Source organism: Citrobacter telavivensis (assembly GCA_009363175.1).
Lineage (GTDB): Bacteria > Pseudomonadota > Gammaproteobacteria > Enterobacterales > Enterobacteriaceae > Citrobacter_A > Citrobacter_A telavivensis.
In genome coordinates, this window is the sequence record CP045205.1 from 4029688 (window position 1) to 4046548 (window position 16861).

General features: G+C 58.3%; 14 protein-coding genes and 1 riboswitch. Of the genes, 3 read left to right on the forward strand and 11 right to left on the reverse strand.

The annotated features are described in order from the left end of the window. Window positions 1-25: 25 nt before the first annotated feature. Window positions 26-1015 (reverse strand): GTP 3',8-cyclase MoaA, encoded by a 990-nt coding sequence (gene moaA, locus GBC03_21685; GenBank protein ID QFS72631.1) that lies wholly within the window; start codon window positions 1013-1015, stop codon window positions 26-28. After that, window positions 1003-1145: riboswitch (molybdenum cofactor riboswitch) on the reverse strand. (Overlaps the previous gene by 13 nt.) 267 nt (window positions 1146-1412) lie before the next feature. Between moaA and yvcK the strand changes: the two genes are divergently transcribed. Beyond that, window positions 1413-2321, forward strand: a complete 909-nt coding sequence (gene yvcK / locus GBC03_21690; protein QFS72632.1) for a uridine diphosphate-N-acetylglucosamine-binding protein YvcK — start codon at window positions 1413-1415, stop codon at window positions 2319-2321. A gap of 55 nt (window positions 2322-2376) precedes the next feature. Here yvcK and uvrB read toward each other — a convergent pair whose 3' ends face one another. The 5 genes from uvrB to bioB form a co-directional block, all read right to left on the reverse strand. Then, window positions 2377-4398, reverse strand: coding sequence for an excinuclease ABC subunit B (uvrB, locus tag GBC03_21695; GenBank protein ID QFS72633.1), 2022 nt, complete (start codon window positions 4396-4398; stop codon window positions 2377-2379). A 564-nt stretch (window positions 4399-4962) separates the two neighbouring features. Then, entirely contained in the window at window positions 4963-5649 is a 687-nt protein-coding gene (gene bioD, locus GBC03_21700; protein ID QFS72634.1) for an ATP-dependent dethiobiotin synthetase BioD, read from the reverse strand. After that, window positions 5642-6397, reverse strand: a complete 756-nt coding sequence (gene bioC, locus GBC03_21705; GenBank protein QFS72635.1) for a malonyl-ACP O-methyltransferase BioC — start codon at window positions 6395-6397, stop codon at window positions 5642-5644. Before bioC ends, bioD begins: the two co-directional genes overlap by 8 nt. Beyond that, window positions 6381-7538 carry an 8-amino-7-oxononanoate synthase gene (gene bioF, locus GBC03_21710; GenBank protein QFS72636.1) on the reverse strand — a complete coding sequence of 386 codons (1158 nt, stop codon included), beginning with the start codon at window positions 7536-7538 and terminating at the stop codon, window positions 6381-6383. The genes bioC and bioF overlap by 17 nt, the downstream gene beginning before the upstream one ends. Then, window positions 7535-8575 carry a biotin synthase BioB gene (gene bioB / locus GBC03_21715; GenBank protein QFS72637.1) on the reverse strand — a complete coding sequence of 347 codons (1041 nt, stop codon included), beginning with the start codon at window positions 8573-8575 and terminating at the stop codon, window positions 7535-7537. Before bioB ends, bioF begins: the two co-directional genes overlap by 4 nt. A gap of 76 nt (window positions 8576-8651) precedes the next feature. Between bioB and bioA the strand changes: the two genes are divergently transcribed. Further along, the gene (bioA, locus tag GBC03_21720; protein ID QFS72638.1) at window positions 8652-9941 is read left to right on the forward strand and encodes an adenosylmethionine--8-amino-7-oxononanoate transaminase; all 1290 of its coding nucleotides are present in this window, start codon (window positions 8652-8654) and stop codon (window positions 9939-9941) included. Between the two features lie 58 nt (window positions 9942-9999). Continuing rightward, complete coding sequence (locus GBC03_21725) at window positions 10000-10476, forward strand: kinase inhibitor (GenBank protein ID QFS72639.1); 477 nt, start codon at window positions 10000-10002, stop codon at window positions 10474-10476. 93 nt (window positions 10477-10569) lie between these two features. Here the strand turns inward: GBC03_21725 and hutH are convergent, their stop codons facing one another. The 5 genes from hutH to GBC03_21750 all read right to left on the reverse strand — a co-directional run bounded on the left by hutH (window position 10570) and on the right by GBC03_21750 (window position 16861). Beyond that, on the reverse strand, window positions 10570-12090 hold the full coding sequence (gene hutH / locus GBC03_21730; GenBank protein ID QFS72640.1) for a histidine ammonia-lyase: 1521 nt from the start codon (window positions 12088-12090) through the stop codon (window positions 10570-10572). Between the two features lies 1 nt (window position 12091). Continuing rightward, complete coding sequence (hutU, locus tag GBC03_21735; GenBank protein ID QFS72641.1) at window positions 12092-13777, reverse strand: urocanate hydratase; 1686 nt, start codon at window positions 13775-13777, stop codon at window positions 12092-12094. A 171-nt stretch (window positions 13778-13948) separates the two neighbouring features. Next, window positions 13949-14674: a histidine utilization repressor gene (locus GBC03_21740; GenBank protein ID QFS72642.1), complete on the reverse strand. Its 726-nt coding sequence runs from the start codon at window positions 14672-14674 to the stop codon at window positions 13949-13951. 25 nt (window positions 14675-14699) lie between these two features. Continuing rightward, a complete protein-coding gene (locus GBC03_21745) occupies window positions 14700-15641 on the reverse strand; it encodes a formimidoylglutamase (GenBank protein QFS72643.1) in 942 nt (313 codons plus the stop codon). Next, the gene (locus tag GBC03_21750) at window positions 15638-16861 is read right to left on the reverse strand and encodes an imidazolonepropionase (GenBank protein ID QFS72644.1); all 1224 of its coding nucleotides are present in this window, start codon (window positions 16859-16861) and stop codon (window positions 15638-15640) included. The genes GBC03_21745 and GBC03_21750 overlap by 4 nt, the downstream gene beginning before the upstream one ends.

The window sequence follows — 16861 nt, forward strand, 5'->3', positions numbered from 1 at the left end:
GGCAAACTCCTTGTTCAAAGCGGTGTTAACCGCCTATGTATGAGAGGTTCTGGGTAATACCCGTATTGTTCTGGTGCAGGAAATGGGTCTGCTTTTTCTCACGCAACGCCAGCGAGATACGCTCTTCCAGCGCGTCTTGCTGAGCATCGTCTTCCAGCAGATCGCGCAGGCTGACGCCGCCTTCACCGAACAGGCAGAGATGAAGTTTACCCACGGAGGAGACGCGCAGACGGTTGCAGGTGGCGCAGAAGTCTTTTTCATACGGCATGATGAGGCCGATCTCACCCTCATAATCGGGGTGGCAGAAGACCTGTGCCGGGCCATCGCTGCGCTGGCGTAGCTGGTGGATCCAGCCGCGACGCAGCAGTTCATCACGCAGCACCTGACCGGAGATATGGTGTTTACGGAACAGCTCGCTGCCCTCGCCCGTCTCCATCAGTTCAATGAAGCGCAGTTGAATGGGACGCGTCTGGATCCAGTCGAGAAAAGTATCGAGCTGATGGTGGTTCACATCGCGCATCAACACGGTGTTCACTTTGACCTTTTTAAAGCCGGCATCAAACGCAGCGTCAATACCCGCCATCACCTGCTGGAATTTATCCTGCCCGGTAATCGCGTGGAATTGACGCGCATCGAGGCTGTCGACGCTAACGTTAATGCCGGTCAGGCCAGCATCGCGCCAGTGGGCAGCATCACGCGCCAGACGGTAGCCGTTCGTGGTCACCGCCAGCTGACGAATCGCGTCGTTTTCACGCACGGCGGCAATGATGTCAGTAAAGTCGCGACGCAGGGAGGGTTCGCCACCGGTCAGGCGCACTTTTTCAGTGCCCAGGTTGGCAAAGGCGCGTGTCACCCGACGAATTTCATCGACGGTGAGAAAACCTTTATTAGTGACGCCGCCGGGCTTGTAGCCATCCGGCAAGCAGTATGTGCAACGAAAGTTACACACGTCGGTAATCGACAGACGCAAGTAGTAAAACTTGCGCGCGAAAGCATCGGTCAGTTGTGAGGCCATGTACACCTTTCCAAATATGGGAGGCGAAGTCATTTCTTCCTGCGCCCTGGTGGCAATGCGTTTGCATTGTCACGGCCAAAGCACCGTATCATTTGACCCAGGTGCAGAGGCTAGAGTGTTTACTGTGGTTATGCCGATACTAGCGTGTAAACGCGCATTATGCCATTCACACTTAACGCTGTATAATCATGTATATAGCGTCATGATCGTGCTATTTCGCTACAGAATAAGCGAAAATAGCACTTTTGCATTGATGTACATCATTTCGCTGTCAGGCGCGCATCACCATAAAGAGGTAGTGTGGCAGAATTTATTTTCTCAACTCGCCGCTGGCGAATTGCTGAAAAGCCCCTGTTTGCGCTACTGTAGCGCGGTAAATCTGACTTCAGGAATTTTTATGCGCAATCGTACGCTGGCTGACCTGGATCGTGTCGTTGCTCTCGGCGGAGGGCATGGATTAGGACGCGTTCTCTCTTCCCTCTCTCCCCTGGGTTCGCGCCTCACCGGTATCGTGACCACCACCGATAACGGCGGTTCGACGGGCCGTATTCGCCGTTCAGAAGGGGGAATCGCCTGGGGCGATATGCGCAACTGTCTTAATCAACTGATTACCGAACCGAGCGTCGCCTCCGCCATGTTTGAATACCGTTTTGGCGGTAATGGCGAACTTTCCGGCCATAACCTCGGAAATCTGATGTTAAAGGCGCTCGATCACCTGAGCGTGCGGCCTCTGGAAGCCATCAATTTAATTCGTAATCTGCTGAAGGTAGATGCACATTTAATCCCCATGTCGGAGTTGCCTGTTGACCTGATGGCGATCGACGATCAGGGGCATGAAGTTTACGGTGAAGTGAATATCGATCAGCTCACCTCACCGTTGCAGGAGCTGATGCTGTCGCCGAAGGTACCGACCACCCGGGAAGCGGTGCAGGCGATTAACGATGCCGATCTGATTATTATCGGCCCGGGCAGCTTTTACACCAGCCTGATGCCGATCCTGCTGCTGGATGATCTTGCGCAGGCGCTACGGCGCACACAGGCGCCCATGGTCTACATCGGCAATCTGGGCCGGGAACTGAGCATCCCCGCCGCGAGCCTCACGCTTCTCGATAAGCTAACCATTATGGAGCAGTATGTTGGCAAGAAAGTCGTTGATGCGGTGATCGTGGGGCCGAAAGTGGATATCTCTGCGGTCAGTGATCGGGTGGTGATTCAGGAAGTGCTGGAGGCCAGCGATATTCCCTATCGCCATGACCGCCAGTTATTACACAGCGCGCTGGAGAAAGCAGTGCAAGCTTTGGGATGAGTATTTTATTGCCGGATGGCGCTTCGCTTATCCGGCCTACAAAGCCTGGCCTGGACTACGACGCGGCGATAAACAGTTCACGCAGCTGATGCAGTTGATCGCGGATCTGCGCGGCCTCTTCGAACTCCAGGTTCTGCGCATGCTGCATCATCTGCCCTTCCAGCTCGTGAATCTTCTGCTGCAGCGCTTTTGGCGTCATGTCCAGTTCGACCACATCCGACTTCGCCGCGGAACGCGACTTGCCTCTGCCCTTCGCCTTGGTTTTCGCGATGTTCTGCCCCAGCGCCAGAATATCGACCACTTTTTTATTCAGGCCCTGCGGGATAATGCCGTGCTCTTCGTTGTACTGCTGCTGTTTCTCGCGACGGCGTTCGGTTTCGCTAATCGCCTTCGCCATTGAGGCCGTGATTTTGTCGCCGTAGAGAATCGCCTTCCCGTTGATGTTACGCGCCGCACGACCGATAGTCTGAATCAGCGAACGTTCGGAACGCAGGAACCCTTCCTTGTCGGCGTCGAGAATCGCCACCAGCGACACCTCAGGCATATCGAGACCTTCGCGCAACAGGTTGATCCCCACCAGCACGTCAAACTCGCCCAGACGCAGGTCACGAATGATTTCCATACGCTCCACGGTATCGATGTCCGAGTGCAGATAGCGCACCCGCTCGCCGTGCTCTTCCAGATATTCGGTAAGATCTTCCGCCATCCGTTTGGTCAGCGTGGTCACCAGCACACGCTCGTTGATCTGCGCGCGCTTGCGGATCTCAGAAAGCAGATCGTCCACCTGCGTTGCCACCGGACGCACTTCAATCACCGGATCCAGTAACCCTGTCGGACGCACCACCTGATCAACCACATCGCCGCCGGATTTCTCCAGTTCGTAATTGCCCGGCGTCGCAGAAACGTAGATGGTCTGCGGTGCCAGCGCTTCAAACTCTTCGAACTTTAACGGCCGGTTATCCAGCGCCGACGGCAGACGGAAACCGTATTCCACCAGCGTCTCTTTACGCGCGCGGTCGCCACGATACATCCCACCAATCTGCGGGATAGTCACGTGGGATTCATCCACCACCAGCAAACCGTCGGCGGGCAGATAGTCAAACAACGTCGGCGGCGGCTCACCCGGTCCGCGTCCTGAGAGAAAGCGCGAGTAGTTTTCAATTCCCGAGCAGTAGCCCAGCTCGTTCATCATCTCCAGATCAAACTGGGTACGTTGGCTCAGACGCTGCTCTTCCAGCAGTTTGTCATTAGCGAGCAGGACTTTACGTCGTTCAGCCAGTTCGACTTTGATCTCTTCCATCGCCTGCACAATGCGCTCACGCGGAGTCACGTAGTGCGTTTTCGGGTAGATGGTGTAGCGCGAAATGGTGGACTCCACCTGCCCGGTCAGCGGGTCAAACAGCGACAAACGCTCCACCTCTTCGTCAAACAGCTCAACGCGCAGCGCAATGTCGTCGGATTCCGCCGGGAAGATGTCGATCACTTCACCGCGCACGCGGAAGGTCCCGCGCTGGAAAGCCTGATCGTTGCGGGTATATTGCAGTTCGGCCAGTCGACGCAGAATGGCGCGCTGATCGATGATCATGCCCACCGTCATGTGCAGCATCATCTTCAGGTATAAATCCGGATCGCCCAGACCATAGATGGCAGAAACGGATGCCACGACGATCACGTCACGGCGCTCCAGCAATGCTTTGGTGGCGGACAGACGCATCTGCTCAATGTGTTCGTTCACCGACGCATCCTTTTCGATAAAGGTGTCAGAACTGGGAACGTACGCTTCCGGCTGATAGTAGTCGTAGTAGGAGACGAAATACTCGACGGCGTTATCCGGGAAAAACTCTTTCATTTCACCATACAGCTGCGCCGCCAGCGTTTTGTTGGGTGCCAGTACCATCGTCGGGCGCTGTAGATCCGCAATCACATTGGCGATGGTGAAGGTTTTCCCTGACCCCGTTACGCCAAGCAGCGTCTGATGCGCCAGGCCGTCCTCCAGTCCCTCTTCCAGACGTCGTATCGCCTCGGGCTGATCGCCGGAAGGTTTAAATGCGGAATTCAGTTTGAACGGTTTACTCATGAGCAGCTACCTGAAGGAATGGGCGGGCAGGTGTGTAATTTTACTCGCAGAGGATAATATTGCCAGTAAAATATACTGGATGAAAAAACAGTAACGCCTCATAATATTTGTGTTACGCGTGATAAAATCGGTTCGCAGGCGGCCAAAATTTCACCGCTGACAAGATATTACACTATGAAGCGGGTTTATCCCCAGACCATTGACTTCGTTAACATTGTCAAGATGTGTTATGAAAGTTTTATTGCATTCAATGACCGGGATATGACAGCCATTGATTTTATCTAACGAGCTGTAAAACAACGACTATTTCGTAAAGCCGTCTTTCGCGCCAATTCAGCTGGAAGCCGCGTATTCTCTCGCTTGCCTTGTGTTTTCTAACTCTAATACACAAGGTTATCCACAGGAATGGTGGATAACTGCCTGCAGGCCGTATGGCCTGCCGCCTGGCAAATTCCCGGTCCGGCCCACCAGGACGCACATAAAAAAAAATTATCGCTAAATTTTGATTTTTATCAGCTAACGAAGCGCCCCTGGCAGGCGAGATCTTGCTCGCAATTTCGCCTTTTACTCGTCCACGAGCAAAGAGAGATCCAGATATTGTCCTGTGACCGCGTTTTCGGCTCCAGCGTCAAGCCACGGGATTTCGCCTAACAGCGGCGCAGGGATGACCCGCTGAAGCGTCGTCATATACTCGTGGTGGCGTTTCCCCGGCGGCGTGACGTCATTCGCCACCCATCCGGCAAGCCGGAGTCCTGCCTGCTGTACCGCCTGCGCTGTCAGCATGGCATGGTTAATACATCCCAACTTTACGCCGACGACCAGGATAACCGGCAACCGCTCGTGCTGCACCCAGTCGGCGAAGGTAAAATCCTCCGCAAGCGGGGTAAACCAGCCGCCTGCACCTTCGACCAACAGCCACTCCGCCTGGGCATCCAGCGCGCGTAATCCCTCTGACATCACGTCAGCATGAATCGGCCTCCCTTCATCAGCGCTGATGATATGCGGTGAGGTGGGTTCCGCGAAGGTGTAAGGATTCACCGCCGCATAGTCCAGCGCCAGACTGCTGTTGCGCTGAAGCGCCAGGGCATCGCTGTTGCGCAGTCCTTCTGGCGTCATTTCACTGCCTGAGGCGACGGGTTTATAGCCAGCCGTCCGGTAGCCCAGACTGCGCGCCGCCTGTAGCAGCGCACAGCTGGCGACGGTTTTACCGACTTCCGTGTCGGTGCCGGTGACAAAATAACGTTTAGTCACGTGTAATCACTCCTGCAAAAAGATGGTAGGTCAGAGGATATTTCCCCTGCCGCTGGGGCCAGGCCAGTTGAAGCTGCTGCAACTGCGAGCGGGTTAAGACGCGCGACGTGCGCCCCTCGTGCAAATGGGTCGCGCCGATACCTTTCAGCGAGCGCATGGCGCTCAGAGCGTCATCAAATTCCAGCGTCAGGGAGATCGATTGATGATGCCCCTGCCAGCCGCGCATCGCGTCACACAGCGCCTCACGGGATAAAAACCGGTTGCCATGCGCCCGGTCATCCACCGCGCGCCAGGCCTGATGAAGCTCCGGCAGCGAGTCCTGGGCCAGCGTGGTGAAGGCCACACGCCCGCCGGGACGCACGACCCGGTAAAGCTCGCTTAGCGCATGATGCAGACTGTCACACCACTGCACGGCCAGATTGCTCCAGGCCAGGTCGAACGACGCGGTGGCTAACGGTAGCGACTCGATGTCACCGGCGAGATAGTGATGCGCCACATTCTGACGACGCGCCTCGTCCAGCATCCGGGCAGAGAGATCCAGCGCGGTAACCTGGCTGCCCTGCTCGCGCCAGTAGCGACTCAGACGACCCGGCCCGCAGCCGGCATCCAGCACCTGCGAAAACGGGCGTTGCGGCAGTTGCGCCAGCAAGGCGTCTGCGCTCAGACGCTGCAATGTGGCGTGCTGCTCATAGTGCGCTGCCGCACGGCCAAACGCCGCCGCGACAGCCTGCTTATTCACTTGCCCCATGCAGCACCTCCAGCAAACGATCGATATCCTCGGGCTCATGCGCCTGGGTTAACGTCAGGCGCAGACGGGCCGTCCCGGCGGGCACGGTCGGTGGACGGATAGCCGTGACCCAGCATCCCTGACGGCGCAGGGTGTCCGCCAGCCGTAGCGCGCGTGCATTTTCGCCGACAATCAGCGGCTGGATGGCACTGTGCGACTGCGCCAGGGTGAAATCGGCGTGATTGACTGATGAACGAAAGCGCTGGATAAGCGCAGCCAGTTTCTCCCTGCGCGCGTCACCTTCCTGACTGCGAATCACCGAAAGCGACGCCTGTAGCGCCATCGCCTGCGCAGGCGGCATGCTGGTGCTGTATATCAGATGACGGGCGAACTGCAGCAGATAATCGGCAACGCTTTCGGAGCACAGGATCGCCGCTCCGCTGACGCCAAACCCTTTGCCAAACGTCACCACCAACAGCGCCGGTTTTACCCGCTGCTGCCAGCAACTCCCGCGCCCCTCGTCCCCGCACACGCCAACACCATGAGCGTCATCCACCAGCAGCCAGGCCTTGCGGGTCTGTGCGGCGCGCTGAATTTCCGCAAGCGGCGCGCTGTCGCCATCCATGCTGAACACGCCCTCGGTCACCACCAGCTGTCGCCCCGAACAGGGGACATCAAGCAGGCGCGTGAGATGCGACGCGTCGTTATGGGTAAAGCGGCGAAGCTGCGCCGGACTTAGACTGGCCGCTTCCAGTAGCGAAGCATGGCTGAGGCGGTCAGCGACAATCCGGTCATCCTTTTCCATCAGCGCGGTAATCACCGCCTGGTTTGCGGCGAAACCGGAGATAAACAGCAGCGCGCGCGGATAGCCCAGCCAGTCGGCCAGTTCTTCTTCCAGTTGCTGATGGGCGATGGAATAACCGCTGACGTGACCCGAGCCGCCGCTGCCGACGCCAAACCGTTCCGCCCCCTGCTGCCAGGCGCGAACGATGCGTGGATGGTGGCTTAAGCCCAGATAATCATTGCTGGAGAAATTGAGATAGCGCTGGTCGTTCGCCTTCAGCCAGCGACCGGCCCCCTGCACGACCGTGTAACGGCGGCGCAGGGTGTCAGCCGAACGACGCGCCGTCAGCGCATCGTCGATTTTCCGTTGCCAGATCATACGGCAGCCGCGTTGTAGTAATCGTCGGTATCCGGCGTCAGCAGCGCCTGCTCCAGACGCGCACGCTGCTCGTTATCCCCCGCAAGCACCGACGTCTGCTGTGGATTCAGTCCCAGCTTGTGGAAGAGCTGGAGATCTTTGTCCTCTTCCGGGTTTGGCGTGGTGAGCAGTTTGCAGCCGTAGAAAATGGAGTTGGCCCCGGCCATAAAGCACATGGCCTGCGTTTGCTCATTCATCTGCTCGCGACCGGCGGACAGACGAACGTAAGAGGTCGGCATCATGATGCGCGCCACGGCAATGGTGCGAATAAAATCAAACGCGTCAACGTCATCGTTATCCGCCAGCGGCGTGCCCTTCACCTTTACCAACATGTTGATCGGCACGCTTTCCGGCGGAGTCGGCAGATTTGCCAGTTGCAGGAGCAGCCCGGCACGGTCTGTCACCGTTTCGCCCAGACCGACGATGCCGCCAGAACAGACTTTGATCCCGGCCTCGCGCACTTTGTCCAGCGTATCGAGACGCTCCTGGTAGGAACGGGTGGTGATGATGTTGCCGTAGAATTCCGGCGACGTATCGAGGTTGTGGTTGTAATAGTCCAGCCCCGCCTCCGCCAGTCGCTGTGCCTGCGATTCATCGAGCGTGCCGAGCGTCATGCAGGCTTCCAGCCCCAGCGCTTTCACCCCCTGAACCATTTGCTGCAAATACGGCATGTCACGCTCGTGCGGGTTCTTCCACGCCGCCCCCATGCAGAAACGGGTGGAACCCGCGTTTTTCGCTTTGCGCGCCGACTCCAGCACCTGCTCGACTTCCATCAGCCGCTCAGATTCAAGGCCCGTTTTATAGCGCGAACTTTGCGGGCAATATTTGCAGTCTTCCGGGCAGGCGCCGGTCTTGATCGACAACAGCGTGCTGACCTGTACCTGACGAGGGTCAAAATGCTGACGGTGAATTTGCTGTGCCTCGAACAGCAGATCCAGCAGCGGTTTTTCAAATAATTCGGTGACTTGCGACAGCGTCCAGCGAGAATGAGTGGTCATAATTTTATACTTTTTGTGGTGATAAGGGTGTAGACTTGTAAACCTAAAACTTTTTAATTTGGTTTACAAGTCGATTATGACAACGGACGATATCACTTTTGATCAGCGCCACATTTGGCACCCCTACACCTCTATGACGTCCCCGCTGCCGGTCTATCCCGTTGAACGGGCTGAAGGCTGCGAACTGATTTTATCCAGCGGTGAGCGCCTGATTGATGGCATGTCGTCATGGTGGGCCGCGATTCACGGCTACAATCACCCACAGCTCAATGCGGCGATGAAAACGCAGATTGACGCCATGTCACACGTGATGTTCGGTGGGATCACGCATGCCCCCGCCGTCAACCTGTGCCGTAAACTGGTCGCCATGACGCCCGCGACGCTTGAGTGCGTATTTCTCGCCGATTCCGGTTCCGTCGCGGTGGAAGTCGCGATGAAAATGGCGCTGCAATACTGGCAGGCGTTGGGTGAATCACGTCAGCGCTTCCTGACGTTCCGTAACGACTATCACGGCGATACTTTCGGCGCGATGTCGGTCTGCGATCCGGACAACTCCATGCACAGCCTGTGGAAGGGCTATCTGCCGGAAAACCTGTTTGCCCCTGCGCCGCAAAGCCGGATGGATGGCGAGTGGGATGAGCGTGACATGGTGGCCTTCGCGCGCCTGATGGCGGCGCATCGTCATGATATCGCGGCAGTTATTCTTGAGCCGATCGTCCAGGGAGCGGGCGGTATGCGCATGTACCATCCGGAGTGGCTGCGCCGTATCCGCAAAATGTGTAACCGGGAAGGCATTCTGCTGATTGCCGATGAAATCGCGACCGGATTTGGCCGCACGGGCAAACTGTTTGCCTGCGAACACGCCGGGATCGCGCCTGATATTCTGTGTCTGGGCAAAGCGCTGACCGGTGGGACGATGACCCTCTCCGCCACCCTGACCACCCGCCAGGTGGCGGAAACCATCAGCGACGGCGAAGCGGGCTGTTTCATGCACGGCCCCACGTTTATGGGCAATCCGCTGGCCTGCGCGGTGGCAACCGCCAGTCTGTCTCTGCTGGAATCCGGCGACTGGCAGGCACAGGTATCGGCCATTGAAACCCAACTCCGTCAGGAACTCGCCCCGGCGCGGACGTCGCCGTGGGTAGCGGATGTGCGCGTGCTGGGGGCGATCGGCGTGGTGGAAACGACGCATCCGGTCAACATGGCGGCTCTGCAAAAATTCTTTGTGCAACAGGGCGTGTGGATCCGTCCGTTTGGCAAGCTCATCTACCTGATGCCGCCGTATCTCATTAAGCCAGCGCAACTGCGCCGTCTGACACAGGCAGTGAACGACGCTGTGCGCGAAGAAACGTTTTTTAACGCATAATTAACGGTAAGCTGTGGAGTTTCTGGCAACACTTTTTGGCAAGAATGAAGGAGAGTGCATGAAATTAATCAGCAACGATCTGCGCGACGGGGAAAAGCTTCCCCAGCGCCATGTCTTCAACGGTATGGGCTATAACGGCGATAACCTTTCTCCGCATCTGGCCTGGGATGAGGTGCCTGCCGGAACGAAGAGTTTCGTGGTGACCTGTTTTGACCCGGATGCGCCAACCGGTTCCGGCTGGTGGCACTGGGTAGTGGCCAATATTCCAGCCGACACCCGGGTGCTGCCGCAGGGCTTTGGCTCTGGCCTTGTCGCGCTGCCAGACGGCGTTATCCAGACGCGTACCGACTTCGGTAAAGCGGGCTACGGCGGCGCCGCGCCGCCAAAAGGGGAAACCCACCGCTATATCTTTACCGTTCACGCGCTGGATGTGGACAAGATTGACGTCGATGAAGGTGCCAGCGGCGCGATGGTAGGATTTAACGTCCATTTCCACTCGCTCGCCAGCGCGTCGATTACCGCGATGTTCAGTTGATCGTGTTGTGCCGGATGACGACGCTCACGCGTCTTATCCGGCCTACGGGAGGAATTTGTAGGCCGGATAAGCGTCAGCGCCATCCGGCGCTGTTCAAAGAAACTCCGGCACAAGCTGCAACAAGGTCCCCTGCGCAAGCAATTCTGTCGCACGCTCAATATCCGGGGCGAAGAAACGGTCCTGGGTATAATGCGCGACCTGCTCACGTAATGCGGTTCGCGCCTGCTCCAGTAGCGGACTTGACGTTAACCCTTCGCGTAAATCGATCCCCTGACAGGCTGCCAGCCACTCGACGGCCAGTACGCCGCGAGTATTCGCCGCCATTTCCCACAACCTGCGTCCCGCCGCCGGTGCCATCGATACATGATCTTCCTGATTCGCCGACGTTGGCAGACTGTCCACGCTGTGCGGATGCGCCAGCGCTTTGTTCTCACTGGCGAGCGCTGCCGCCGTCACCTGGGCAATCATAAAGCCGGAATTCACCCCACCGTTTTTGACGAGGAAAGGCGGCAGTTGCGACATGTGTTTATCCATCATCAGCGCAATACGGCGTTCGGAAAGCGCGCCTATCTCGGCAATGGCCAGCGCCAGATTATCCGCCGCCATCGCCACCGGTTCGGCATGGAAGTTACCGCCGGAGATGACGTCCCCCTGCTCAGCAAAAACCAGCGGGTTATCGGAGACCGCATTGGCTTCCGCCAGCAGCACGTCCATCACCTGGCGCATCTGCGTCAGGCACGCGCCCATCACCTGCGGCTGACAGCGCAGAGAATACGGATCCTGCACCTTTTCACAATTGTGGTGTGACGCCGACAGCGCGCTGGTCTCCGTCAGTACGTGGCGATACAGCGCCGCCGCGTCAATCTGCCCACGCTGCCCGCGCGCGGCGTGAATGCGCGCATCAAACGGGCGGCGTGACCCCAGCACCGCTTCGGTGGTTAACGATCCGCACACGATGGCGGACGCGAACAGCTCCTGCGCTTCAAACAGCCCGCGCAGCGCAAACGCCGTCGACGCCTGCGTGCCGTTAAGCAGCGCCAGCCCTTCTTTCGCCGCCAGCGTAATCGGCTCCAGCCCGGCTTTTTTTAACGCTTCCGTCGCGGGTAGCCATTCGCCCTGCCAGCGCGCCTTCCCTTCACCTAACAGCGTGAGCGACATATGGGCCAGCGGCGCCAAATCACCTGATGCGCCCACCGACCCTTTCGCCGGAATGTGCGGCCAGACTTCGGCGTTAACCAGCGCAATCAGCGCGTCTATCACGCTAAGGCGAATGCCGGAGAAACCGCGCGCCAGGCTGTTTATCTTCAGCACCATGATCAGGCGCACCAGCGCGTCATCTAACGCGTCGCCCACGCCTGCCGCATGCGACAGCACCAGCGAACGCTGCAGGTTTTGCAGATCGTCATCGGCAATGCGCGTTTGCGCCAGCAGGCCAAAACCCGTGTTAATGCCGTAGGCCGTACGCCCTTCAGCGACAATCGTGTTGACGCAGGCCACGCTGGCGTTAATGCCGTCGATGGCGCTGGCGTCGAGGCTCAGTTTAACCGGCCGCTGCCAGACTTCGCGCAGCTGTGAAAAGCTCAGATGGCCCGGCGTTAAGGTCATGGTGTTCATATCAGCATTTCCCCTGCGTTGCCGCAACCATCGGTAGATTCAGACCTTGTTCCACAGCGCACTCCACGGCGATGTCGTAGCCCGCATCCGCATGACGCATCACGCCGGTCGCCGGATCGTTATGCAGTACCCGGGCAATTCGCTCGGCCGCTTCATCGCTGCCGTCGCAGACAATGACCATCCCGGCGTGCTGTGAGAAGCCCATTCCTACGCCGCCGCCGTGGTGCAGCGATACCCAGGTGGCTCCGCTCGCCGTGTTGAGCAGCGCATTGAGCAGCGGCCAGTCGGACACCGCGTCAGAACCGTCGCGCATCGCCTCGGTTTCGCGGTTCGGACTGGCGACAGAGCCGGAATCCAGATGGTCGCGACCGATCACAATCGGTGCAGAGACTTCACCACTGCGCACCATTTCGTTGAACGCCAGGCCGAGTTTTTGCCGCCATTCAAGACCCACCCAGCAGATACGCGCTGGCAGCCCCTGGAAATTAATCCGCTCCCGCGCCATGTCCAGCCAGCGATGGAGGTGCTCGTCATCCGCCACAATCTCTTTCACTTTGGCATCGGTTTTATAAATATCCTGTGGATCGCCGGAAAGCGCCACCCAGCGGAACGGTCCGATGCCGCGACAGAACAGCGGGCGAATATAGGCCGGTACGAAGCCAGGAAAGGCAAAGGCGTTTTCCACACCCATCTCTTTTGCCATCTGACGGATATTGTTGCCGTAATCAAACGTAGGTACGCCCATGTCGTTGAACGCCAGCATGGCCTCGACGTGTTTCGCCATCGAACGCTTCGCTGCCTCTACGGTTCCCTGCGGATCGGAGAGCGCTTTCTGCTGATAGGTCTCCCAGTCCCAGCCGGAAGGCAGATAGCCATGCAAGGGATCGTGGGCGCTGGTCTGGTCGGTGACCATGTCCGGGCGTACGCCGCGTTTCACCAGTTCGGGCACGACGTCCGCCGCATTGGCGCACAGGGCAATCGAAACGGCTTTGCCTTCGCGAGTATATTTTTCGATACGTGCCAGCGCGTCATCAAGGGACGTCGCCTGTTCATCGACATAGCGGGTGCGCAGGCGGAAATCGATGCGGCTCTGTTGACATTCAATGTTCAGGGAACAGGCGCCAGCCAGCGTTGCCGCCAACGGCTGCGCGCCCCCCATGCCGCCGAGTCCGGCGGTTAACACCCAGCGCCCGCGCAGATTGCCGTCGTAATGCTGGCGTCCCGCTTCAACAAACGTTTCATAGGTGCCCTGCACAATCCCCTGACTACCGATATAGATCCAGCTTCCAGCCGTCATCTGGCCGTACATCGCCAGCCCTTTTGCATCCAGTTCGTTGAAATGCTCCCAGGTCGCCCAGTGCGGAACGAGGTTGGAGTTGGCGATGAGCACGCGCGGGGCGTTCTGATGGGTTCTGAATACGCCAACCGGTTTGCCGGACTGAACCAGCAGCGTTTCATCCGCTTCCAGTTGAGTCAGGGCATTGACAATCGCGTCATAGCACTCCCAGTTACGGGCCGCGCGCCCTATACCGCCGTACACCACCAGCTCATGCGGGTTTTCGGCGACGTCGGGATCCAGGTTATTCATCAACATGCGCAGCGGCGCTTCGGTCAGCCAGGATTTGGCCGTCAGCGTTGTCCCTCGCGGGGCGCGGATATCTTGCTGGCGATACTTGCTATGAGACATAACAACGACTCCTCACGGACGTGCCGGATACTGTTTATCCGGCATAATGGAATGATCGGGTGTGAGGTAAATATATACTTGTCTATACAAGACATAACAAGGCAGTAATTAACAAAAAAGATACATTTTTGTTATATTGCGTCAGCAATCACGCTTTTCAGTTCGCGTGATTCAGGAGGAGAAATGGCCCTGCAACCGGTAGCGAGACCCCGGGAAGAGCAGTCGCGCATGGGAAACGATCTGCGTGGCGGACCAGGTGGTACGACGAATCAGCAGACAAGGATCGGTCTCGCCAATATCCAGTAAGGCACACTCTTGCGCCGTAGCGCGCACTGCTTCAACAATGTGCTCCCCTTCCGTCAGCGGGGCAATCAACGACAGATAGGCATGTGGCGTGGTCTGACTGTAATCCTGCGCCAGATACGCCGGGACAATGTCGGCATTCACACAGCGATCTTCTATCTGTACCGGCTGGTCGTTTTCAAAATGCACCATCACAGAGTGGAAAATCGTCGTCCCTTCACTGACCTTCAGCACCGCCGCCTGTCGCGCATTGGCCGGTTTTTTTTCCAGAATCAGCACCTCGCAGTGATGCCGATGCCCCCGGGAGGCGATTTCGTCGGCAATACTGCGAATTTCAAACAGTGCAGACTGGCCTTTCGGCTCCGCGACAAAGGTTCCCACCCCCTGCAGGCGCACCAGCATCCCTTCGTCGGTCAGTTCGCGCAGCGCCCGGTTGATGGTCATCCGACTGAAGCCGTACTGCGCCACCAGCTCCGCCTCCGACGGAATGCGATCGTGCGGCTGCCAGACGCCGCTGGCGATCTTTTCGCTAATCTCGCGTTTAACCGTCTCATAAAACGGCGCGGGAGCAGAACGAGGGCGAGAGAGTGTCATGGGAATGTTTTACCTTATCAATCGATTACTGCCACCAATGGGCGATTTGCCAGCCAAGCCGCGCAGCCACGCGTGCCGACCTGCCATCATTATCAAAGCGAGGATTAAATTCAACCATATCCACCGCCTGGAGCTTACCGCTGCGACAAATAGGCTCAATCACCGTCAGCAGGGTCGCCAAGGGCACGCCCAGCGCCGCCGGAGCCGACACCGCGGGCATCTCGGCAACAGGCAGTACGTCGAGATCGACCGTCAGATAGAGTTTATCTACCTCGCTGATAAACGCCGCCAGCTGGGCGTGGGCTTCGCTGCACTGCAAATCTTCAACCACCAGCACGTTGCGCTTTTGCGCCTCATCCCACAGCGCCTGAGTATTTGCCGCCCGACTGACGCCGATGCAGGCGTAGCGGAACTCGCGCTGCTGCTGGTCGCAAAGCTGTGCCAGTTGGCGAAACGGCGTACCGGAAGTCGCCCGCCCGGCGTTGCGCAGATCCAGATGTGCGTCGAGGTTAACGATCCCTACCCGCTCGCCGGGGAACGCGTCGAAAATACCCGCCCCGTGGCCGAATGCCGTCTCATGTCCGCCGCCAAGAACGAAGGTGCGCATCCCGGCCTGATGACATCGAGAGACCGCATCACGCAGCGCCTGTTGCGCCCCTTCCAGATCCGCCGTCGGGGCCAGTAGATTCCCCATATCCACCAGTCGCTCATGCCCCGCGTGGCTCGCCAGGTTCGCCAGCGCACAACGCAGCGCGTCAGGCGCGCCGGCGGCACCAGGACGCCCTTGATTACGCTTAACCCCCTCATCGCAGGCAAAGCCGAGCAGCGCTATTTTGTCGCGATAATGCTCTGGCGAAAACGTCTGGCTGCGCGCTGTGGTCTGAAACAGACGCAGCGCGTTTGCGGCTTCACCGCTGTCATCTCGCCCCTGCCACAGATCAGGGGCAGCAGCTTCCCATTGCGTCATGTCATTTCTCCTCGAAATATGCGTTGATACAGCGGGTTGCGCCCTGGTTCATAGAGGATCTCCACCGGGTTTTGCGCATCCCAGACGTTAAAATCGGCAACGTAGCCCGCTTTTAGTTGTCCGTGCGTCGTCTGGCGTCCCAGCGCCTGAGCGGCATGACGGGTAACGCCCGCCCACGCCTCTTCCGGTGTCAGTCCAAACTGAACGCAGGCCATGTTCATCGCCAGGTGCAGGCTGATAAAGGGACTGGTGCCGGGATTGAAATCGGTCGCTACGGCCATTGGGATCTGGTAGCGACGCAGCAATTCAACGGGCGGACGCTGTGTCTCTTTCAGAAAATAAAACGCCCCCGGAAGCAGTACGCCAACGGTGCCGCTGTGACGCATCGCCGCCACGCCTGCTTCATCAAGATATTCAATGTGATCCGCAGAAAGCCCGTGATAGCGACTGACCAGTTGCGTCCCGCCAAGCAGAGACAATTGCTCAACATGCCCTTTGACCGGGATGCCTGCCGCCTGCGCCGCGTGCAGTACCCGCTCGCTCTGGGCCAGGGTAAACCCTACGCTCTCGCAAAACAGATCGACCGCTTCAAACAGCCCCCTTTCCCATAACTGCGGCAGTATCGTTTCGCAGACGTGGGTGATATAACCGTCAGGATTGTCCCGATATTCAACCGGTACGGCATGCGCCGCCAGCAGCGTGGGGCTGATTTCGATGAGATTCTCTTCGGCCAGGCGGGCCGCAACGCGCAGCATCTTTTCTTCTGCTGCCACATTCAGACCGTAGCCGGATTTCACTTCCAACAGGGTCACGCCCTCGCGTATCAGACGCGCGATCCGCGCCTGTGCAGAGGCAAAGAGCGTCTCCTCTGTTGCGGCACGCGTTGCCGACACGGTAGCGTTAATACCACCGCCCTGCGCGCTGATCTGCTGGTAAGAGACACCGTTCAGCCGTTGTTCCCACTCGCTGGCGCGGTTGCCGCCAAACACCAGATGCGTGTGGCAGTCAATCAGTCCGGGCGTCACCAGACGCCCCTGCAGGTCATGCGTATTGGCGTGCGCTGTCGGGAGTGATGTCTCCGGCACAATCGCCAGCACGCGCCCCTCGCGGATAATCAACGCATGACGGTCCAGCATGCCATACGGCGTCGGCTGCTCCGGGTCGAGCGTCGCCAGACGAAGGTTTCGCCAGAGCGTATCATCAGGTAACAGGTGTTGCAT